We start from the raw sequence: 21,498 nt of genomic DNA on the forward strand, positions 1-21,498 counted from the left end.
GGTAAACCTACTTCTTCTTGGCGTATTTCAACGAATCCAGCGCCACGGCGAAGATGATGATGCTGCCCTTGATGATGTACTGCCAGTACGGGTTGATGCCGATATAGGTCAGGCCGTAGTTGATGACGGTAAAGATGATCACCCCGGTCACCACGCCCCACACCGTACCCACGCCGCCGGCGAACGAGACGCCCCCCACCACGCAGGCGGCGATGGCGTCGAGCTCATACATAAAGCCGAGGTTATTGGTGGCGCTGCCGATGCGCCCCGCTTCCAGCAGGCCGCCGAAGGCATAAAACACGCCGGACAGCGCATAGATCATGATCAGGTTCAGCGGTACGTTAACGCCGGAGACCTTGGCCGCTTCCGGGTTGCCGCCGATGGCGAAGATGTTCTTGCCGAAGCGGGTCTTGGTCCACAGGATCCAGACGAAAATGATGGCAATCAGCGCGTAGAAGGTAATATACGACAGCTTAAAATCGCCGAAGCGCAAGAAGCCTTGGGCAAAGGTGGAAAACTTCGGATCAAAGCCCGCGACCGGCGACGCGCCGACCGAATCGTAATACAGCGAGTTGATGCCGTAGACGATGATCATGGTGCCCAAGGTGGTGATGAACGGCGTCACGTTGAGATAGGCGATAATCAGGCCGTTAACCAGGCCGATCACCGCGCCGACCGCACATACCAGCAAGATGACCAGGGGAATCGACCAGGTTTCCATATGCGGGAACACCTTGTTGACGTTATCCATCGATTGCAGCAGCGTGGCCGCCACCACCGCCGCCAACCCCACCTGCCGCCCGGCGGACAGGTCGGTACCCTGGGTGACGATCAGCCCCGCCACGCCCAGCGCGATGATGATGCGTACCGAAGACTGCGTCAGGATGTTGCTCAGGTTCATCAGGCTGAGGAAGGTAGGATCCTGAATGATGATGATGGCCAACAGCACCAGCAACACCACGTAAATGCCGCCTTCCTTGAAATAGGTAAATAAGGTTTTTTATTTAGCGCGTTCATAATTCGAATCCTTAAAGGTGCAGGGAGGCGAGACGTAAGATTTCATTCTGCGAGGTCTGCTTGGTATTAACGATGCCCGCAACCTGGCCGTTGCTCATCACCAAAATGCGGTCGGTGATCCCCAAAAGCTCCGGCATTTCGGACGAGACGATAATGATCCCCTTGCCCTTTTTCGCCAGCTCGGTCATCAGCTGATAGATCTCGAACTTGGCGCCCACGTCGATGCCGCGCGTCGGTTCATCCAGCATCAGGATCTCCGGCTGCGTCAGCAGCCAGCGGCCGATGATCACCTTCTGCTGATTGCCGCCGGACAGCGAGCCGATATGGGTGTGATGCCCCGGCGTTTTCACCCGCATGGCGTCGATCACCCACTGGGTGTCGCTCTTCATCCGCGCGTTATCCAGCAGGCCGAGCTTGTTTTTATAATTGCGGATATTGGAGATCAGCGAGTTGAAACCCACGTCGAGGTAGGCGTAAATCCCGGTGGATCGCCGCTCTTCGGTCACCAGCGCAAAGCCGTGGTTGATCGCTTCGTTGGCGCTGTGGTTGTCGATCGCCTTGCCGTGCAGCTTGATGGTGCCCGCCACCTTCTCGCGAATGCCGAACAGCGTCTCGACGATATCGGTGCGTTTGGCGCCCACCAGCCCGGCGATGCCGAGGATCTCGCCCTGGTGCAGATCGAAGGACACATCGCGGATCGAAGGCTGGCGCAGCGACGTCAGGTTCTTCACCTCGAGGATCACCTCACCCGGCGTGTTCTGCCTGTCGGGGAAACGCTGGCTCAGCGAGCGGCCGACCATCATGGCGATGATCTTGTCCATATCCAGCCCTTCCAGCGGCTGGGTGGCGATCCACTGGCCGTCGCGCAGCACCGTTATCTCGTCGCACAGCTGGAAGATCTCCTCCATCTTGTGCGAGATATAGACGATGCCGCAGCCGCGCTCTTTCAGCTTGCGGATGATGGTGAACAGGTGATTGACCTCTTTCTCCGTCAGCGAAGAGGTCGGTTCATCCATGATGACGATTTTGGCGTCGTAGGAGAACGCCTTGGCAATCTCGATCATCTGCATCTGCGACACCGACAGGTTGCCCACCTTTTCGCGCGGGTTGATGTCAATATCCAGCTCGTCGAAGATCGCCTGAGTGTCTTTGAACATCTTGTCCTGATCGACGAACAGGCCTTTGGTCGGGTAGCGCCCCAGCCACATGTTGTCCATCACGGTGCGTTGCAGCACCAGGTTCAGCTCCTGATGCACCATCGAAACGCCGTGTTCCAGCGCTTCCTTCGAGCTCTTGAAATCGATTTCCCGGCCCTGAAATACAATGCTGCCGCTGTCTTTTTTGTAAATGCCGAACAGGCATTTCAACAACGTCGATTTCCCCGCGCCGTTCTCCCCCATCAGGGCGTGAATCGAGTGCGGACGGACGCGTAAATTGACATTGTCCAAGGCTTTGACGCCGGGAAATGACTTACAGATATCCGTCATTTCTAGCAAAAATTCGCGTGAGCTATCGGCCATAAATACACCTGGCTTAACGATCTTGCAGTCGTAAACATCCCCGCCGGCGGTATCCCTGGTGTTGGCGCCGCAGGCGGGGTCTTAGCGGGATCTCAATTCTTATTTAACAAACTGAGACAGGTTGTCTTTATCTACGCCGACGTAAGGAATACGCACGACTTTATTTTCGATTTTATATTGGGTGCCTTCGGTGGCCGGCTTGCCCGCCGCCAGGTTTTTCGCCAGCTCGAAGGTGGCCTTCGCCTGGTTGTCGGCGTCGTTCAGCACCGTGCCCGCCATCGCGCCGGATTTCACCAGCGCCAGCGCTTCAGGCAATGCATCGACGCCGAACACCGGAATACTGGTCTTGTTGTGCGCTTTCAGCGCTTCCACCGCGCCCATCGCCATGGCGTCGTTGTTGGCGATCACCACTTCGATCTTGTTGGCGTTCGGGCCGGAGAGCCAGGCATCCATCTTGTCTTTCGCCTGCGCGGTATCCCACATCGCGGTATCCATCTGCAGCTGCTGGGTCTTGATGCCTTTTTCGTTCAGCGTTTTCACCACGTAGGTGGTGCGCGCTTCGGCGTCCGGGTGGCCCGGCTCGCCCTTCAGCAGCACGAACTGGATCTGGCCGTCTTTATTCAGATCCCAGGCCGGGTTGGCTTGCCAGTGTTTGGCGATCAGTTCGCCCTGGATCACGCCGGATTCTTTGGAGTCGGTGCCGACGTAATATGCCTTGTCATAGCTGTCCAGCGCCTTGCGGGAAGGTTCTTTGTTGTAGAACACCACCGGGATATCGTTTGCGCGCGCCTTATCGATAACCACCGGCGCAGCGGCCGGGTCGACCAGGTTGATCGCCAGCGCTTTCACGCCCTTGGCCAGCAGCACGTCGATCTGATCGTTCTGCTTGGACTGGTCGTTCTGCGAGTCATTCATCAACAGGGTAACGTCCGGTGAAGCCTTGGCGTCTTTCTCGATCGCCTTACGCACCACCGACATGAAGTTGTCGTCGTATTTATAAATTGTGACGCCAATACGGGTATCAGCATGGGCTGCGGCGCCAAACATCATGGCTGCGGCCATGGCGGCCAGGGTGAAAACCTTCTTATTCATTGTCAGTCTCCGGTTCTGTGTAGGGTATTACTCGTCTTTGAGCCAATGGTCACCGGCAGTGCGTACACCCCAGGCCTGGCGATTTCCACTCAACACCTGTCGTCCGTGGATCTTGTTATTTCCGAGAAATGCTGTGTCAGCGCGAGATAAAGGTTGCAGCGGCAAGGGCCTTTGCGCCGGAAAACGCCTAGAGCATAGACGGCGCGATGTTAATATTCTGTGAATTTTCTCACAGATTGAAAACGGTTACACAAGATTAAATCGTCAGAGAGTGACCGTCGCCTCACTTTGCCAGGGGGCGACAGAATGGCGCCGCACCAGCGTCGGCATGAACAGATGAGCGGCCTGCGGCTCCGCCAGGCCTGCTGCGCCCTGCAATGCCAGCTCGGTCGCCAACGTGGCCATCGAAACGATCGGGTAACGCACCGTGGTGAGTTTGGGGCTGGTGTAGCGCGCGATGGGAATGTCGTCGAAGCCGATCAGCGAGAAATGCTGCGGCACCGTGATACCGTTTTCTTTCAGCACCGCCATGGCGCCGGCGGCCATGGCGTCGTTGTAGGCGAACACCGCGCTCAGCTGTAAGTTGCGCCCCAGCAGCTCGACCATCGCCGCCTCGCCGCCCTGCAGATCCGGCGAACCGTACGCACGCCAGCTGTCGGGCGTGGCCAGCCCGGCGGCGGCCATCGCCTGAACATAACCTTGCTGACGCAGCGGCCCGTCCTCGATCGGGTGATTGGAGCCCAGATAACCGATGCGCCGATGGCCCTGCGAGAGCAAAAGACGCATCGCCATTTCTGCGCCGCAGACGTTATCCAGCCCGACGCAGCGCGGCTCATAGCCGGGGATAATCCGGTTGATCAGCACCATGCCCGGCACCTGCTCCAGAAAACCGATCAGCTCAGCGTCGCTCAGGGCTTTGGCGTGAACAATCAGGGCGTTACAGCGCTGGCGGATCAGCACTTCGATCGCGTGGCGCTCTTTGTCCGCCTGATGATAGCTGTTGCCGATCAGCAGATACTTGTGGTGTTTCTGCGCCACCGTGTCTACCGCTTTCACCAGCGCGCCGAAGAACGGATCGGAGACGTCCATCACCACCACGCCCAACGTATCGCTGCTTTGGGTCGCCAACGCCTGCGCGTTGGCATTGGGGCGATAGCCCAGATCCGCCACCGCCTGCAGCACCTGCTCGCGCGTCTCTTTGCTGGTCAGCGCGCTGTGGTTCAGCACGCGGGAGACGGTCGCCACGGAGACCCCGGCGCGTTTCGCCACGTCGCGAATGGTGATCGGATGAACTGGAGGCATGCGGGATCCTGAAATCGGGGTAGTGGCCGGTGGCGCTATCCTACCCCGATTGGCCCGCTGCTCTGCGTGAATTACGTCACAGGAAAGAAAACGTTTACATACATTTTTTTAACCTGCCGACGGGCGCTCACTTCAGCGCTTTGGATTCCGCTTCGCCGGCGGCCATCTGCGTCAATTCGCGCCACAGCCATTCCATCGGCCCCTGTTCGAAGTAACGCAGCCACAGTGCGGAAAAGACCAGGTTGACCAACCAGACCAGCGGCACAAACGCCAACAGCTGCAGCCGGTCAAACTGCTCATAGAGGCCAAAGCGATAAAACAGCGTGGTGCAGATCAGCGTTTGCAGCAGGTAGTTGCTTAACGCCATACGCCCCACCTGGCTCAGCCAACGGGCGATGCGCAGGCGCGACAGCGCGGGCCAGAAACCGTAACACAGCGCCAGATAGCCCATCGCCTGCAGCGGCGCGCCCAGCTCACGCGGCACCTGCAGCAGGAAACCGCTCCAGCGATAATCCCAATGCACCTGCCATTGCAGCGCCACCGCCGGCAGTTGGATCAGCACCGAAAGCGGCAGCAGCCACGCCGCCTGCCGCAGGTAATAGCCGGAGGAATAGCTGCCGCGCAGCCAGCCGCTGCGCATCAGCCCGGCGCCGAACAGCATCAGCCCCGCCAGCTCCCAGCCATACTGCGCGCCGATGGCCAGCAGGCTGGACGAGAGCAGATCGGCGCGGCTGCGCCAGGCTTCGAAACCGCCCTGCAGCTTCCAGAACTTCTCGTACTGCAACTCCGCCACGCCCGGCTGCCAGAAGCTGCCCGGCTCACCGTGCGAGACAAAACCGAGCAGCAGCAGCACCGCCACGCCGATCAGGTACAGCACGACGCCGGTTTTCAGCAGTTGGAAGGTTTCTTTGGCCTCGCGGATCATGCGCCAGCACACCAGGCCGATCAGCCCGTAGGCCAGCAGAATGTCACCGTCCCACAGGAAGATGGCGTGCGCGAGGCCGAACAACACCAGCCACGACAGCCGCGCGCGGATCCAGCTTTTGCCGCGCCGCAGCAGCATTTGCAGCCCGGCACCGAACAGCAGCGCGAACATCGCCAGGAACTTGGCCTGGGCGAAGAGATCCAGCAGCGCCCAGGTCCAGGCATCGCGCGATGACGGCATCCCCAGATAGGCCGGATTGAGGTAGGCGGCCTTCGGCAAGCCGAAGGCGCTGATGTTCAGCAATAAAATGCCGAGGATGGCGATGCCGCGCACGCAGTCCAGCGTGGCAATGCGCGGCAGAGGATGACTGTTCATTTTTTATCGCTGTCTTCCGCTCATGAAAAAGGCGCCCGCAGGCGCCTGTTGTCGTCTTGCGGGTCGCCCCGCAACGCCATCACCCCTGGTGGTGACGCACCGCACGCAGGAACTCCTGGCGGGTATTCTGGCTGGACTTGAACAGCCCCCCCAGCGAGGTAGTGGTGGTGGCGCTGGTCGCGTCGCGGATACCGCGCGCCTTGACACAATAATGGACCGCATCGATCGATACCGCCACGTTATTGGTGCCGAGCAGGGTCTGCAGCGCCACCAGGATCTGCTGGGTCAGGCGCTCTTGCACCTGCGGACGCTGGGAGAAGAACTGCACGATGCGGTTGATCTTCGACAGGCCGATCACCGAGTCTTTCGGGATATAGGCCACGGTAGCCTTGCCGTCGATGGTCACGAAGTGGTGTTCACAGGTGCTGGTCAGCGTGATATCACGCACCGTCACCATCTCATCCACCTTCATCTTGTTCTCGATGACGGTGATTTTCGGGAAGTTGGCGTAGTCCAGCCCGGAGAAGATCTCGTCGACATACATTTTGGCGATGCGATGCGGCGTTTCCGCCAGGCTGTCATCGGACAGATCGAGATTCAGCAGCTGCATGATTTCGGTCATGTGCTCTTTGATGCGACGCTTGCGCGTTTCGCGATCCAGCACTTCCCCGCGCAGCGGTGTCTCCAGACCACGCTCTTCCAGTGCCGCATGCACCAGCGCGGCTTCTTTACTTAATGATGTCATGTATTTGTTCTCCTGCGGACGGAACCCGCCGGCGGCCTGATAGGGCGTGCGGCCGGCGAATTGCTTGCTCTCGTGACGGCAGAGTTTTCGTGGTGGATAACGTGAACCCGGTCAAGATTTTGCCCCCACTGTAGATGAGAGCGCGGCGATTATCCAGCGATAGTGCTTCATCCGCAGGTGAAATATTCGCATTTAGCACAATCAGGCCGGCTGCGGGTTTCCATGCGTTTTGTATGGATTTTAATCACCGAGTCGCCGTTTTTTGCGCCAACCGCCGCGCCGGGGTATTCACCACCAGCCCTCCGGCCGCCAACAGCGCCACCACCGCCACATACAGCGCCGGCTCCAGCCGATGGGTCAAGGCGGTCGACAGCGCCGACAGCATCGGCCCGACCAGTTGGCCGATCGCATAACCGGTGGTCAGCAATCCGGCCATGTAACGCGCATGACGCGGCGCCAGCTCACGGCCGTGCTGAAGAGCAAGCTGCACCACGCAAAGGAAACCGCCGCCGGTCAGCAACGCCCCGAGCGCCAGGCCGGCCACGCCCGGCACCACTTCGGCGCTCAGTACGCCGAGCGCCTGTATCCACAGCGTGATCGCCAGCCGGGTCTGGGTGGTCAGCCGATGGCGGGTCAGAATGCCGATGACAATCCCCAGCACCGCCGCGCCGCCGAACACCGGCCAGACGAACTGCGCGAACAGGCTGGCGGGAAAGCGCGCCGCCGCCATCTGCGACAAGAAGGTCGCCGGCAGGATGTAGCCGAAGCCGGCCAGGCTGTAGCTCCACACCAGGCGTTTGAGCGCCGGCGTCAGCAGCAGCGGCTCCGGGGCCACGTCCGGGCGATGCAGCTCGCCGCTGCGCGGCAGAAAGGCGCTAATCCCCCCGACCAGCACCAGCGCCAGCCCGCCATACACCAACCAGGCCTGCGCCGCCGTCAGCCCCAGCGCGTTGATACCCACCGCCAGCATGCCGCTGAGAAAGATGCCGGCGCCCGGTCCGGCGAACACCGCCGCGCTCAGCGCCGGCCGGCCGTAGTGCGCCAACCGCTCGTTGGTCCAGGCCGCCACCAGCACCATCGCCCAGCCGCTGGCCCAGCCGATGACGAAGCGCAGCGCGCCGTGCGTCCATTCATCCTGCGCCAGCGCCGACAGTAGCGTCAGCGCCATCGCGCCCCATACGCCCAGCCACAGGCGCCGCTCGACGTGGCGCGTAGCGCGCATCGCGTCGTAGGCGCCGCACAGGTAGCCCAAATAGTTGATCGCCGCCACCAGCCCGGCACCGGTCAGGCTGAACTGATGTTCCGCGATCATCAGCGGCACCTGAGGGGTGAAAGCGAAGCGGCCAATGCCCATCGCCACGATCAGCGCGGCAAACCCGCTCAAGGCAATACGTAAAGCCATATCGGCATCCAAAAGGTTAAAAGAAAGTTGCCAGTATCATGCCGCAGCATTAAACTCACAAAAACTGAATAATACTAATCAAGTTCATCACGAAACGAGAACATTATGGATCTGACCCAGCTTCGCATGTTCTGCTGCGTAGCGGAAACCGGCTCGGTCGCCCGCGCCGCCGAGCAGCTGCACCGCGTGCCGTCGAATCTGACCACCCGGCTGCGCCAGCTCGAGCAGGAGCTGGGCGCCGATCTGTTTATCCGCGAAAAACAGCGCCTGCGCCTGTCGCCGATGGGCCATAACTTTCTGTGCTACGCCAACCGCATCCTGGCGCTGAGCGACGAGGCGATGAGCATCACCCACGCCGGCGAACCGGCGGGCAACTTCGCCCTCGGCTCGATGGAGAGCACCGCCGCCACCCGCCTGCCCTCGCTGTTGGCGGCTTATCACCAGCGCTTCTCGCAGGTTTCACTGTCGCTGACCACCGGCACCTCCGGCGAAATCGCCGATCGGGTGCGCGCCGGCACGCTGGCGGCGGCGCTGGTCGACGGCCCGGTGCCTTATGACGAGTTGAACGGCTGTATCGCCTATCCTGAACATATGGTGGTGATCTCCTGTCTCGATCACGCGCCGATCCACAGCGCCAAAGACGCCAACGGCGAGACGCTGTTCGCCTTTCGCGCCAGCTGCTCTTACCGCCTGCGGCTGGAGGCCTGGTTCAAGCGCGAAGGCGCGCGGCCGGGGCAGATCATGGAGATCCAGTCCTATCACGCCATGCTGGCCTGCGTCGCCAGCGGCGCCGGGCTGGCGATGATCCCGCATTCGGTGCTCAGCCTGCTGCCGGGCCATGAGCGGGTTCGGGTTCATACCCTGCCGCCGGACGTGGCCGACACCGCCACCTGGCTGCTGTGGCGCCGCGACGCGTTCGGGCCGAACGTGCGCGCGCTGAAAGAATTGATTATTGAACAGACGGAAACCGCCGCTGTTGATGAAAGCACCCCCAACGATTTATCAGACGTTAGCGATATCGCCTGATTTAAAAGAAAACCACTGAGGAGACTATGATGGAGATGATCAAAACCCGCGCCGCCGTTGCCTGGGGCCCGAACCAGCCGCTGAAGATTGAAGAAGTCGATCTGATGCCACCGCAAAAAGGCGAAGTGCTGGTGCGGATCGTCGCCACCGGCGTTTGTCACACCGACGCCTACACCCTGTCCGGAAAAGATCCGGAAGGCGTGTTCCCGGCGATCCTCGGCCATGAGGGCGGCGGCGTGGTGGAAGCGGTCGGTGAAGGCGTCACCAGCGTGGCGGTCGGCGACCACGTGATCCCGCTCTACACCCCGGAGTGCGGCGAGTGCAAATTCTGTAAATCCGGCAAGACCAACCTGTGCCAGGCGATCCGCACCACTCAGGGCAAAGGCCTGATGCCGGACGGCACCACCCGCTTCTTCAAGGACGGCAAACCGATCTTCCACTACATGGGCACGTCCACCTTCTCCGAATACACCGTGGTGCCGGAAATTTCACTGGCGAAAATCAACAAGGAAGCGCCGTTGGAGGAAGTGTGCCTGCTGGGCTGCGGCGTCACTACCGGCATGGGCGCGGTGATCAACACCGCCAAAGTGCAACCGGGCGACACCGTGGCGATCTTCGGCCTGGGCGGCATCGGCCTGTCGGCGATCATCGGCGCGCAGATGGCCGGCGCGGGCCGCATCATCGGCATCGACATCAACACCAGCAAGTTCGATCTGGCGCGCAAGCTGGGCGCTACCGATCTGATCAACCCGAAAGACTATGACAAACCGATTCAGGAGGTGATCGTCGAGCTGACCGACGGCGGCGTCGACTTCTCCTTCGAGTGCATCGGCAACGTCAACGTGATGCGTTCCGCGCTGGAATGCTGCCACAAGGGCTGGGGGGAATCGGTGATCATCGGTGTCGCGGGCGCCGGCGAAGAGATCTCGACCCGGCCATTCCAGCTGGTCACCGGCCGCGTCTGGCGCGGCTCGGCATTCGGCGGCGTCAAGGGCCGTTCGCAGCTGCCGGGCATCGTCGAGCGTTATCTGGACGGCGAATTCGCGCTGAACGACTTTATCACCCACACCATGGGGCTGGAGCAGATCAACGAAGCGTTCGATTTGATGCACGAAGGCAAATCGATCCGTTCCGTCATCCACTTCGACAAATAAGCCAGGAGGCAGAGATGACGTTGTCATTGGAACTTCTCGAAGAGCACCGCATGTTCGGCGGCTGGCAACAGCGCTATCGCCACGCGGCGCAGAGCCTGAATTGCAACATGACATTCAGCATCTACCTGCCGCCGCCGCGCGATGACAACCCGCCGCCGGTGCTGTACTGGCTGTCGGGGCTGACCTGCAACGACGAGAACTTCACGTTGAAAGCCGGCGCGCAGCGCATCGCCGCCGAACTGGGCCTGGTGCTGGTGATGCCGGACACCAGCCCGCGCGGCGACGAAGTGCCGAACGACGAAGGCTACGACCTGGGCCAGGGTGCCGGGTTCTACCTGAACGCCACCCAGGCGCCGTGGGATCGTCACTTCCGCATGTACGACTACATCAGCGCCGAACTGCCGGCGCTGATCGAACAGCACTTCAGCGTCAGCGATCGTCAGTCGATCTTCGGCCACTCGATGGGCGGCCACGGTGCGCTGATGATGGCGTTTCGCAACCCGCAGCGCTTCCGCTCGGTATCGGCCTTCGCGCCGATCGTCAACCCGTGCCAGGTACCGTGGGGCCGCAAGGCGTTCACCGCCTATCTGGGCAGCGACGAGAGCCAGTGGCTGCAGTACGACAGCTGCCATCTGCTGGCCAGCGGCGCGGAGAAAATGCCGGTCCTTATCGATCAGGGCGACGACGACCAGTTCCTGGCCGATCAGCTGCAGCCGGCGCGGCTGGCCGAGCTGGCGCGCCAGCGCGACTGGCCGCTGACGCTGCGCATTCAGCCGGGGTACGATCACAGCTACTTCACCATCGCCACCTTCGTGGAAGATCACCTGCGTTTCCACGCCGAGCACCTGTTCCGCTGATAAAAAAATCCGGGCGGTTAAACCGCCCGGATTTCTTCAAATACCGTCAAGAAGAAAGTCGATGGCGGCTTTTATCCTGCTCCGATACTGGGAAACATCACAAAATTCGGCCCCCAAAGCCCGAACCGGGATGCTGGCCATTTCATATGTCATCACGGCGTACTCGTTGTCATCAATCAATCTGATCAACGGGATCAAGCGCTCCGGTCGCGTACTCCCCGGGTATTTTTCAACGGGCAACAAAGGGATCACAACTCGGCGATTTAATTGCCCAATGATATCGCTCGTCACATCAAGCAGCAGGGGGTAAACCGCGCTGTTCCCGCTATTCGCATACACCGTAAATTGCATCGCTAAAACGTCCTGTATTCGTCGCTAAAGCAACCATGCTCATCATTAAATCGGTTAAGCGCTTCAAGTGCCTCTCGGTTTTCTTCCTGCCATTTTCTCCTCTCATGCTGACGCAACTCAGCATCTAAAGCAGCAGTCAGCGTCGCGCTGAGATTAATCCCCACCTCACGCGCACGGCTCAACAAACTGCGTTCCAGCGTCATGGTCACACTTTGCGTCGTTCGTTGTTTTACTGGCATCGGCACCTCTCTCACTCATCTTCGTGCAAACAACACGGCTTATTGAACGGATAATAGCACTGAGAGGTCATGTGAGCCCGTTCAAATGTGCGCCATACGTTAAAGCATCACCCCTTCAGCTTCGGATCGAGCGCGTCGCGCAATCCGTCCCCCAACAGGTTGAACGCCAGCACGGTGATGAATATCGCCAGGCTGGGGAAGATCGCCACGTGCGGCGCGATCACCATATCGGCGCGCGCTTCGTTGAGCATCGCCCCCCACTCCGGCGTCGGCGGCTGGGCGCCCAGTCCCAAAAACGACAGGCTGGCGGCGGAGATGATCGAGGTGCCGATGCGCAGGGTGAAATAGACTACGATCGACGACAGCGTGCCCGGCAGAATGTGCCGCAGAATGATGGTCCAGTCCGAGGCGCCGATGCTGCGCGCCGACTCGATATAGGTCAGGCGCTTCAGCACCAGCGTATTGCCGCGCACCAGGCGGGCGAAGGCCGGAATGCTGAAGATCGCCACCGCGACGATCACGTTGGCCATGCCGCTGCCCATGATCGCCACCACGCCGATCGCCAGCAGAATGCCGGGAAACGCGAACAGCACGTCGCAGACGCGCATGGTGAGGCGATCCCACCAGCCTTCATAGTAACCGGCCAGCAGCCCCAGCAGGGTGCCGATCGCCCCGCCCGCCAGCACCGAGAACACCCCGGCCGCCAACGAAATGCGCGCGCCCATCAGGATACGGCTGAAGATATCGCGCCCGAGGGAATCCACCCCCAGCCAGTGCATCAGCGAAGGCCCCTCGTTCAGCCGGTCGTAATCGAAGTAATTTTCCGCATCGAACGGCGCCAGATAAGGCGCCAGCAGCGCCGCCGCGATCAGCAGCAGCACCAACAGACCGGCGACCAGCGCCGCCCGCTGGCGGCGAAAACGCCGCCAAAACTCACCCCACGGCGTGCGTACCGCGTTGGGGTCAATAAGCGGCATCGCCTTCAGTGCGGCGTTGCGCCGCCAATGCTTAATCATGCCGCGTCCTCATTGGTAACGAATCGCCGGGTTGATCGCCGCGTACAGCATATCCACCAGCAGGTTGATCAGGATGAACTCCAGCGAGAACAGCAGCACCTCGGCCTGGATCACCGGGTAATCGCGCATCTCCACCGAGTCCACCAGCAAGCGCCCCAGCCCCGGCCAGTTGAACACCTTCTCCACCACGATCGAACCGCCGAGCAGGAAGCCGAACTGCAGCCCCATCATGGTCACCACCGGGATCATCGCGTTGCGCAGGCCGTGTTTCATCACCACCACGCTTTCCCGCACGCCCTTGGCTCGGGCGGTGCGCATGTAGTCTTCCTGCAGCACCTCGACGAACGAAGCGCGGGTGAAGCGCGCCATCACCGCCGCCACCGCCGCCCCCAGGGTTACCGAAGGCAGAATGTAGTGCCGCCAGCTGTCGGCGCCCACCGTCGGCAGCCACCCCAGCTCGACCGAGAACACCTGCATCAGCAGCATGCCGAGCGCAAAGGCCGGGAACGAGATCCCCGACACCGCCAGCGTCATGCCGAGGCGATCCGGCCAGCGATTGCGCCACACCGCAGACACCACGCCGATCGCCAGGCCGAACGCCACCGCCCACAGCATGCTGGTGACGGTCAGCCAGAAGGTCGGCAGAAAGCGCGAGGCGATCTCTTCGCTCACCGGGCGCTTGGACACCATCGAGATGCCGAAGTCACCCCGCAGCGCGTTAACGAAAAAGTGCGCGAACTGCTGCGGCAGCGGCTTATCCAGCCCCAAATCCTTGCGCACCAGCTGCACCACCGCCTCGTCGGCCTCCGGCCCCGCCGCCAGCCGCGCCGGATCGCCCGGCAGCAGGTGGACGAACAGGAACACCAGCACCGCCACGATCAGCAGCGTCGGGATCAGGCCCAGCAGTCGTTTCAGAAAATAATTGAGCATCTCATTCCTTCCCCCGCCCGCCGCCGTCTGGCCGCAGGCGGGGATGGGCGCCTTATTTCAGATCGGCGTTATCAAAGTTGAACGAGGTATCCGGCATCACGTAGAAACCGCTCAGCTGTTTGCTGTTGGCCGACAACAGACGTTCGGTCGCCAGGAAGATCCAGGGCGCGTCGGCCCAGATACGATCCTGCGCGTCCTGATACAGTTTCTGCTTCTCGGCGCGATCGGTGGTCGCCAGCGCGTCGGTCAGATCCTTGTCCACCTGCGGATTGCTGTAGAACGCGGTGTTGAACTGCTTCGGCGGCGCCGCCTGGGTGGAGAACAGCGGCGACAGCGCCCAGTCCGCTTCCCCGGTCGAGGCCGACCAGCCGGTGTAGAACAGCCGCACGCCGGTGTCTTTCACCCCGACGCTCTCCACCTGCGCCGCGCGCTGCCCGGCATCCATCGCCGTCACCGTCACTTTCACCCCCACCTGCGCCAGCTGCTGTTGGGTGAACTGCAGCACTTTCTGCGCGGTGCTGTGGTTGTGGGAAGACCACAGCGTGGTGGTGAAGCCGTTCGGGTAGCCGGCCTCTTTCAGCAGCTCGCGCGCCTTGGCCGGATCGTACGGCCACGGCTTATAGCGGGCGGCGAAATCGATCGCCGGCGGTACCGGCCCTTCCGCCGGCACCGCGTAACCGGCGAACGCCACCTTGATCAGCGCGTCCTTGTTGATGGCGTAGTTCAGCGCCTGGCGCACCTTCGGGTTGTCGAACGGCTTTTGGGTGACGTTCATGCTGATGTAACGCTGCAGGATCGACGGCGCGGCCACCACGTCCAGCTTGGCGTTGCCTTCCAGCACCTTGGCCTGCTCGTAAGGGATCGGGAAGGCGAAAGTCGCCTCGCCGGTCTGCAGCATCGCCGCGCGGGTGTTGTTATCCACCACCGGGCGCCAGGTGATGCTGTCGAGCTTCGGCAGCCCCGGCTGCCAGTAGCCGTCGAACTTCTTCACCTTGACGAAATCGGTCTGGTTCCAGGTCACGAACTGATACGGCCCGGTGCCGACCGGGTGGAAACCGATCTCCTTGCCGTATTGCTTCAGCGCCGCCGGCGAGATAATCGCCGCCGCCGGGTGCGCCAGATTGTTGACGAACGCCGAGAACGGCGCCTTCAGCACGATCTTCACCGTATTGGCGTCCACCGCTTCGGTTTTGTCGATCATCTTGAACAGGTTGTAGCGCTTGAGGTGGCTGTCCGGGTTGCTGGCGCGATCGAGGTTGACCTTCACCGCCTCGGCGTTGAACGCGGTGCCGTCGTGGAATTTAATGCCCTGGCGCAGTTTGACGGTGTAGGTCAGGCCGTCTTTGCTGACCTCATAGCTGTCCGCCAGTACGTTCACCAGCTTCATGTCCTTATCAAAGCCGAACAGCCCCTGATAGAAAGACTTGGCCACCGCCTGCGACAGCGTGTCGTTGGCGTCGTAAGGATCGAGGGTGGTGAAATTGGAGGCCACGGCGATCACCGCGTCCTTCGCCGCCCAGACCGGGCCGGTTCCCGCCGCCAGCAGTACGGCGGCCAACAGCGCATTGCGTTTGAATGTGTGCTTCATGTCGCTTGTCTCTCCTGAGGTCTTTAAAAAGCACCGGCGATCGGGTGGCGGGCGACAAAGTGCCCGGCGCCAACCTGCACCAGCGGTGCGGTAACGGGTTCATCGCCCAGCGCGCGCACCGGGCTCGGGATCTCATCGGCCGGCAGCGGCTGCCGTTTGTGGGCGTGAGCGGGATCGGCCACCGGCACCGCCGCCATCAGCTTGCGGGTGTAGGGATGCTGCGGATTGTCGAACACCGCCTGCCGCGGGCCGATCTCGACGATCTGCCCGAGGTACATCACCGCCACCCGGTGGCTGATCCGCTCCACCACCGCCATGTCGTGTGAAATAAACAGAAAAGCGATGCCGAACTCGCACTGCAGATCGAGCAACAGATTGACGATCTGCGCCTGAATCGACACGTCCAGCGCCGAAACCGCCTCGTCGGCGATCACCACTTTCGGGTTCAACGCCAACGCGCGTGCGATGCAGATACGCTGTCGCTGGCCGCCGGAAAATTCGTGCGGGTAGCGGCGCGCGTGTTCCGGCAACAGGCCGACGCGTTCCAACAGCCAGGCCACCCGCCGTTCCGCCTCCCGGCCGCGCATCACGTTGTGCACCAGCAGCGGCTCCATGATGGAAAAACCGACCGTCAGGCGCGGATCGAGCGAGGCGTAAGGATCTTGAAAGATGAACTGAATATCGCGCCGCAGGTGCTGCAGCGCTGGCCCCTTCAACCGATCGATTCGCCGCCCGGCGAAGGTGATGGTGCCGCTCTGGCTGTCCACCAGTTTCAGCAAAGAACGCCCGGTGGTGGACTTGCCGCAGCCGGACTCGCCCACCAGCCCCAGCGTCTCGCCGGGGTAAAGATCGAAACTGACGTTTTCCACCGCGTGCACCCGGCGAGTGACCCGATTGAACAGCCCGCCGCGCAGATCAAAACGCGTGACCAGATGATCCACCCGCAGGATCGGCGCGGCACCTGGCGGCACGGTATCCTGCGGCGCTTCATCCTCCTCGCCCCCCGGCAGCGGAAACTTCGCCGGCAGCGGCCGATCGGCCATCGCCCCCAGCTTCGGCACCGCCGCCAGCAGCGCCCGGGTATAGGCCTGCTGCGGCGTGGCGAACAGCTCGCGCACCCGATTTTGCTCCACCTGCTCACCGCGGCGCATCACCAGCACCCGGTCAGCAATCTCCGCCACCACCCCCATGTCGTGAGTGATGAAAATCACCCCCATCTGCATCTCCTGTTGCAGCACGCGGATCAGCTGCAGGATCTGCGCCTGAATGGTGACGTCGAGGGCGGTGGTGGGCTCATCGGCGATCAACAGCGCCGGCTTGCAGGAGAGCGCCATGGCGATCATCACCCGCTGGCGCATGCCGCCGGAAAGCTGGTGCGGGTAGCGCCCCAGCACCTCTTTAGCCTCCGGAATACGCACCAGATCGAGCATGCGCAGCGCCTCCTGGCGCGCGCTGCGGTGATCCATGCCCTGATGCAAACGCAGCGATTCGGCGATCTGCTCGCCGACCGGAAACACCGGGTTGAGCGAGGTCATCGGCTCCTGGAAGATCATTGCCATATCGGCGCCGCGCACCGTGCGCAGCGTGCGCGGCGAGGCGCGCGCCAGATCGAGCAGCGCGCCGTCGCGCCGGCGCAGCGTCATGGCGCCGCCGACGATGCGCCCGCCGCCCTGCTCCACCAACCGCATCAACCCCAGCGAAGTCACCGATTTACCGGAGCCGGACTCGCCGACGATCGCCAGCGTCTCGCCGCGATCGAGATCGAACGACAGGTTACGCACCGCTTCCACGGCGCCGTCCGCTTGAGGAAAACTGATGCTCAGATCGCGCACCGACAGCACCCGCTGCGGCGGCAATGACAGCCCGCCGCCGCCGGTGGGCTGGAATGAAACGTCGGTCATGCACCCTCCCGGTGAACGATTAGCGATAAATCCCGACGGACGGCGCATCGCCGACATAGCCAAAACCGCGATACATCCCCTCGCAGTTGAACGGCAGCGCGATATTGCCGTGGCGATCGACGGCGATCATGCCGCCGCTGCCGCCGAGCGCCGACAGCTTCTCCATCACCACCCGATCGCCGGCCTCTTGCAGGCTGAGGCCGCCGTATTCGATCAGCGCGGAGACGTCGTAAGCCGCCACGCTGCGCATGAAGATTTCGCCGGTGCCGGTGCTGGAGACCGCCACGGTGGCGTTGTTGGCATAACAGCCGGCGCCGATGATCGGCGTGTCGCCCACCCGACCGGCCTGTTTGTTGGTCATGCCGCCGGTGGAAGTGGCGGCGGCGAGGTTGCCCAGCGCATCCAGCGCCACTGCGCCGACGGTGCCGAATTTGCGATCGGGATCGAGCGGATCGCCGGCCTGCGCCGCGCCGTCGTGATCGAGCCATACCCGGCCCTGCTCCGCCTGGGCGCGGTGCAGCTGATCAAAGCGTTCCTGGGTAAAGAAGAAGTCGGGAGTAACCATTTCCAGGCCGTGGGCGGCGGCAAACTTCTCGGCGCCTTCGGCGGCAAACAGCACGTGCTCACTGTTTTCCAGCACCGCGCGCGCCGCCAGCACCGGGTTGCGGATATGGCTGACGCCGGCGACAGCGCCGGCGTCGCAGGTGCGGCCGTCCATCACGCAGGCGTCCAGTTCGTGGGTGCCCTGATGGGTAAACACCGAGCCTTTACCGGCGTTGAACAGCGGGCATTCCTCCAGCAGCCGCACCGCTTCGGTCACCGCGTCCAGCGCGCTGCCGCCCTGCGCCAGTACCGCCTGCCCGGCGGCCACGATCTCGGACAGCGCCTGAATATACTGCCGTTCCTTTTCCGCACTCAGCGCCGCCCGGGTAATTGCGCCCGCGCCGCCATGAATGGCAATCACTGGTTTGCTCATTTGCCTGACACCCTGTGTTAATCCCGCCGTAGCACAGCGAATAAGCTGAGCGCGGTATCATTATTATTCAGTCTTTTTTCGATGCTATTTAGCCCGACTGTGGAAGTACAGCATAACGTCCACGCCCCACTTTTAGCGTAGTCCGCTTAGACCGTTTCGCACCTTGAAATAGCTTATTGGAATAAAAACAGCAGGTTATAAAAAGCAGCAAACCGCTGACAGTGCGGCTGGGATTATTGATAATTTCGCGAGAGGAAATAGCGGCATGGGGTAATGAAATAAACGTTCACGCTGAATAATCATTATTTCGACGCCCGGCCTGCCGTTTTTTTCCCGGCCGGGCGAAGATAATCCGCGATTAAAAACCGGAACCGGGTTGCTGTAAAAAGGCCTCTTCTTCCGGCGTGCTGATGCGCCCCAATATCGCATTGCGATGCGGGTAACGGCCGAAACGATCGATGATCGCCTTATGACGCAGTTCGAATTCCAGCTGATCGCCGTTATTGAGCTCGGTATACAACACCAGCGCCTGTTGGTGAATCAGCGGCGATTCCGAATGCATGAACGGCAGATAAAGGAAGCCGCGCTGCTCGCGGCTCAGCCGTTCGCACTCGCCGCTGCGGATCGCCTCCTGCGCCAGAATCAACGCCATGCCGTCGCAGGCGAACGACTGCGGCGTGCCGCGGAACAGGTTGCGGCTGAACTGATCGAGCACGATCACCTCCGCCAGCCGCCCTTCGATGGTGTCGCGCCAGTGCGCCAGCTCCCCCGCCGCCGCCGCCCGCCAGATTTCGCCGAAGCGGCTGTGCAGCAGACGATCGAAATCATCGTCCTTTTTGAACCACATGATTGGTTCGATCTCATCGAACCAGAACTCGATAACCTGTTTATGCATCATGATTCTCCTGTGTTTTACCCAGTTTATACCCGTTCGCGCTTCCGGCGCAGTGCGAAAGATGGCGGGCATAACCCGTTCTCCCCCCCGGCGTTCTCTGCCATAATACCCGCACTTTGTCGCTATCAATGCGCACCCTGATTACGGAGTTCCCCTTATGGATCATTGCCATACTTCCGATCTCATCTCCCTGGAGCAAGCGCTGGAAAAAATGCTCGGGCAGATCGCACCGCTGCAACAAACCGAATCCGTCGCGCTGACCGCCGCCGCCGGCCGCATCACCGCCGCGCCGGTGGTCTCACCGCTCGACGTGCCGCCATTCGCCAACTCGGCGATGGACGGTTATGCGGTACGCCTCGCCGATCTGGCGGCCAATGCGCCATTGCCGATCGCCGGGAAAGCCTTCGCCGGCGCGCCGTTCGACGGCCAATGGCCGGCCAACAGCTGCGTGCGTATCATGACTGGCGCGCCGATCCCGGCCGGGGCGGAAGCGGTTGTCATGCAAGAGCAGGCCGAAGTGAGCGACCAGGGCGTGCGTTTTACCGCCCCGGTAGAAGCCGGCCAGAATATCCGTCTGGCGGGCGAAGACATTCGCCGGGGCGCGAGCGTGTTGCCGGCCGGCGTGAAGCTGGGCGCCGCGCAGCTGCCGCTGCTGGCTTCGCTCGGCGTCGCCGAAGTGCAGGTGATGCGTAAGCTGAAGGTTGCGGTGTTCTCCACCGGCGACGAACTGCAGCCGGTCGGCCAGCCGCTGCAGGCAGGCCAGATCTACGACACCAACCGCTTCGCGGTGCGCCTGATGCTGGAGCAGATGGGCTGTGACGTGCTCGATCTCGGCATTATCCGCGACGATCGCGACGCGCTGCGCGCCGCCTTTACACAGGCGGACAGCCAGGCTGACGTGGTGATCAGCAGCGGCGGCGTCTCGGTCGGCGAAGCCGACTACACCAAACAGATGCTCGACGAACTGGGCCAGGTCAGCTTCTGGAAGCTGGCGATCAAACCCGGCAAACCGTTCGCCTTCGGCAAACTGGGCCACGCCTGGTTCTGCGGCCTGCCGGGCAACCCGGTTTCCGCCGCCCTGACCTTCTACCAGCTGGTGCAACCGCTGCTGGCGAAGCTGGCCGGCCACAGCGACTGGCGCCTGCCGCCGCGCCTGCGCGCGCGGGCGCTGACGCCGCTGAAGAAATCGCCGGGCCGCCTCGATTTTCAGCGCGGCGTGTTCAGCAGCAACGCCGCGGGCGAACTGGAGGTCAGCACCACCGGCCACCAGGGCTCGCACGTCTTCAGCTCCTACAGCCAGGGCAACTGTTTCATTGTGCTGGAGCGCGAACGCGGTTCGGTGGCGGCGGGTGAAACGGTGGAGATTGAGCCGTTCAACGCCCTGCTGAGGAGCTGAGCATGCTGCCGGAATTGACCGACGCCGAAGCGCTGCGCTACAACCGCCAGATCGTCCTGCGCGGCTTTGACTTCGACGGCCAGGAGAAGCTGAAGGCCGCCCGCGTGCTGATCGCCGGGCTGGGCGGGCTGGGCTGCGCCGCCGCGCCTTATCTGGCGGCGGCCGGCGTCGGCCATCTGGTGCTGGTGGATTTCGACACCGTCTCGCTCTCCAATCTGCAGCGCCAGATCCTGCACCGCGACGATCGCATCGGCCAGAGCAAAGTCGCCTCCGCCAGACAGGAGCTGAGCGCCATCAATCCGCATATCCGCATCGATGCCATCGACGGTCGTCTGGAAGATGACGCGGTCGCGGCAGAGATCGCCGCCTGCGATCTGGTGCTGGACTGCACCGACAACGTGGCGGCGCGCGACGCGCTGAACCGCCTGTGCCACGCACAGCGCAAACCGCTGGTTTCCGGCGCGGCGATCCGCATGGAAGGCCAGCTCAGCGTGTTCACCTATCAGCCGGGCGAGCCCTGCTACCGCTGCCTGAGCCGGCTGTTCGGCGACAGCGCCCTCACCTGCGTCGAAGCGGGCGTGATGGCGCCGCTGGTCGGCACTATCGGCACCCTGCAGGCGATGGAAGCCATCAAGCTGTTGGCCGACTATGGTCAGCCGCTGCGCGGCAAGCTGTTGATGTTCGATGCGATGAGCCTGCAGTTCCGCGAGATGAAGCTGCCGAAGGATCCGCACTGCGAGGTGTGCGGCGGGGAATGACGGATAAAAAAAGGGCGGGATAATTCCCGCCCT

20 protein-coding genes are annotated in these 21,498 nt (G+C 62.1%); 5 read left to right on the forward strand and 15 right to left on the reverse strand.

The window, feature by feature from the left end; all coding sequences use genetic code 11:
* Positions 1–7 precede the first annotated feature (7 nt).
* The 7 genes from mglC to L085_RS20640 form a co-directional block, all read right to left on the reverse strand.
* Positions 8–961 (reverse strand): galactose/methyl galactoside ABC transporter permease MglC, encoded by a 954-nt coding sequence (mglC, locus tag L085_RS20610; RefSeq protein ID WP_044031602.1) that lies wholly within the window; start codon positions 959–961, stop codon positions 8–10.
* 67 nt (positions 962–1,028) lie between these two features.
* A complete protein-coding gene (gene mglA, locus L085_RS20615; protein ID WP_004938959.1) occupies positions 1,029–2,537 on the reverse strand; it encodes a galactose/methyl galactoside ABC transporter ATP-binding protein MglA in 1,509 nt (502 codons plus the stop codon).
* A gap of 99 nt (positions 2,538–2,636) precedes the next feature.
* Positions 2,637–3,629 carry a galactose/glucose ABC transporter substrate-binding protein MglB gene (gene mglB, locus L085_RS20620; protein ID WP_004938962.1) on the reverse strand — a complete coding sequence of 331 codons (993 nt, stop codon included), beginning with the start codon at positions 3,627–3,629 and terminating at the stop codon, positions 2,637–2,639.
* A 264-nt stretch (positions 3,630–3,893) separates the two neighbouring features.
* Complete coding sequence (gene galS / locus L085_RS20625) at positions 3,894–4,931, reverse strand: HTH-type transcriptional regulator GalS (protein WP_044031604.1); 1,038 nt, start codon at positions 4,929–4,931, stop codon at positions 3,894–3,896.
* A gap of 127 nt (positions 4,932–5,058) precedes the next feature.
* Complete coding sequence (yeiB, locus tag L085_RS20630) at positions 5,059–6,231, reverse strand: DUF418 domain-containing protein YeiB (RefSeq protein ID WP_044031605.1); 1,173 nt, start codon at positions 6,229–6,231, stop codon at positions 5,059–5,061.
* A gap of 79 nt (positions 6,232–6,310) precedes the next feature.
* Complete coding sequence (folE, locus tag L085_RS20635) at positions 6,311–6,976, reverse strand: GTP cyclohydrolase I FolE (protein ID WP_004938969.1); 666 nt, start codon at positions 6,974–6,976, stop codon at positions 6,311–6,313.
* 244 nt (positions 6,977–7,220) lie between these two features.
* Complete coding sequence (locus L085_RS20640; RefSeq protein WP_044032108.1) at positions 7,221–8,378, reverse strand: YbfB/YjiJ family MFS transporter; 1,158 nt, start codon at positions 8,376–8,378, stop codon at positions 7,221–7,223.
* A gap of 105 nt (positions 8,379–8,483) precedes the next feature.
* On the opposite strand from L085_RS20640, the gene L085_RS20645 reads away from it, so the two are divergent.
* From L085_RS20645 to fghA, 3 genes are read left to right on the forward strand one after another with little or no spacing between them, the layout of a single operon-like run.
* Positions 8,484–9,404: a LysR family transcriptional regulator gene (locus L085_RS20645; RefSeq protein WP_004938975.1), complete on the forward strand. Its 921-nt coding sequence runs from the start codon at positions 8,484–8,486 to the stop codon at positions 9,402–9,404.
* A gap of 29 nt (positions 9,405–9,433) precedes the next feature.
* A complete protein-coding gene (locus tag L085_RS20650) occupies positions 9,434–10,558 on the forward strand; it encodes an S-(hydroxymethyl)glutathione dehydrogenase/class III alcohol dehydrogenase (protein WP_044031606.1) in 1,125 nt (374 codons plus the stop codon).
* A 14-nt stretch (positions 10,559–10,572) separates the two neighbouring features.
* Positions 10,573–11,415, forward strand: coding sequence for an S-formylglutathione hydrolase (gene fghA, locus L085_RS20655; protein WP_015377214.1), 843 nt, complete (start codon positions 10,573–10,575; stop codon positions 11,413–11,415).
* Between the two features lie 36 nt (positions 11,416–11,451).
* Here the strand turns inward: fghA and L085_RS20660 are convergent, their stop codons facing one another.
* From L085_RS20660 to L085_RS20695, 8 genes are all read right to left on the reverse strand, one after another.
* Positions 11,452–11,766, reverse strand: a complete 315-nt coding sequence (locus L085_RS20660) for a CcdB family protein (RefSeq protein ID WP_015377213.1) — start codon at positions 11,764–11,766, stop codon at positions 11,452–11,454.
* 2 nt (positions 11,767–11,768) lie between these two features.
* Positions 11,769–12,005 carry a type II toxin-antitoxin system CcdA family antitoxin gene (locus L085_RS20665; protein WP_044031607.1) on the reverse strand — a complete coding sequence of 79 codons (237 nt, stop codon included), beginning with the start codon at positions 12,003–12,005 and terminating at the stop codon, positions 11,769–11,771.
* A 107-nt stretch (positions 12,006–12,112) separates the two neighbouring features.
* A complete protein-coding gene (gene gsiD, locus L085_RS20670) occupies positions 12,113–13,021 on the reverse strand; it encodes a glutathione ABC transporter permease GsiD (RefSeq protein WP_193378773.1) in 909 nt (302 codons plus the stop codon).
* A 9-nt stretch (positions 13,022–13,030) separates the two neighbouring features.
* Positions 13,031–13,951 (reverse strand): glutathione ABC transporter permease GsiC, encoded by a 921-nt coding sequence (gsiC, locus tag L085_RS20675; RefSeq protein WP_004938995.1) that lies wholly within the window; start codon positions 13,949–13,951, stop codon positions 13,031–13,033.
* A 52-nt stretch (positions 13,952–14,003) separates the two neighbouring features.
* A complete protein-coding gene (gene gsiB / locus L085_RS20680) occupies positions 14,004–15,539 on the reverse strand; it encodes a glutathione ABC transporter substrate-binding protein GsiB (protein ID WP_004938996.1) in 1,536 nt (511 codons plus the stop codon).
* Positions 15,540–15,562: 23 nt separating this feature from the next.
* Positions 15,563–17,440 carry a dipeptide ABC transporter ATP-binding protein gene (locus L085_RS20685; protein WP_044031608.1) on the reverse strand — a complete coding sequence of 626 codons (1,878 nt, stop codon included), beginning with the start codon at positions 17,438–17,440 and terminating at the stop codon, positions 15,563–15,565.
* 19 nt (positions 17,441–17,459) lie between these two features.
* Positions 17,460–18,416, reverse strand: coding sequence for an isoaspartyl peptidase/L-asparaginase (locus L085_RS20690; protein WP_044031609.1), 957 nt, complete (start codon positions 18,414–18,416; stop codon positions 17,460–17,462).
* Between the two features lie 358 nt (positions 18,417–18,774).
* Positions 18,775–19,311, reverse strand: a complete 537-nt coding sequence (locus L085_RS20695) for a DUF924 family protein (protein ID WP_044031610.1) — start codon at positions 19,309–19,311, stop codon at positions 18,775–18,777.
* A 157-nt stretch (positions 19,312–19,468) separates the two neighbouring features.
* On the opposite strand from L085_RS20695, the gene moeA reads away from it, so the two are divergent.
* Positions 19,469–20,707 (forward strand): molybdopterin molybdotransferase MoeA, encoded by a 1,239-nt coding sequence (moeA, locus tag L085_RS20700; RefSeq protein WP_044031611.1) that lies wholly within the window; start codon positions 19,469–19,471, stop codon positions 20,705–20,707.
* Between the two features lie 2 nt (positions 20,708–20,709).
* On the forward strand, positions 20,710–21,465 hold the full coding sequence (gene moeB, locus L085_RS20705; protein WP_044031612.1) for a molybdopterin-synthase adenylyltransferase MoeB: 756 nt from the start codon (positions 20,710–20,712) through the stop codon (positions 21,463–21,465).
* Positions 21,466–21,498 lie beyond the last annotated feature (33 nt).

It is taken from the genome of Serratia sp. FS14, from assembly GCF_000695995.1.
GTDB lineage: Bacteria > Pseudomonadota > Gammaproteobacteria > Enterobacterales > Enterobacteriaceae > Serratia > Serratia nematodiphila.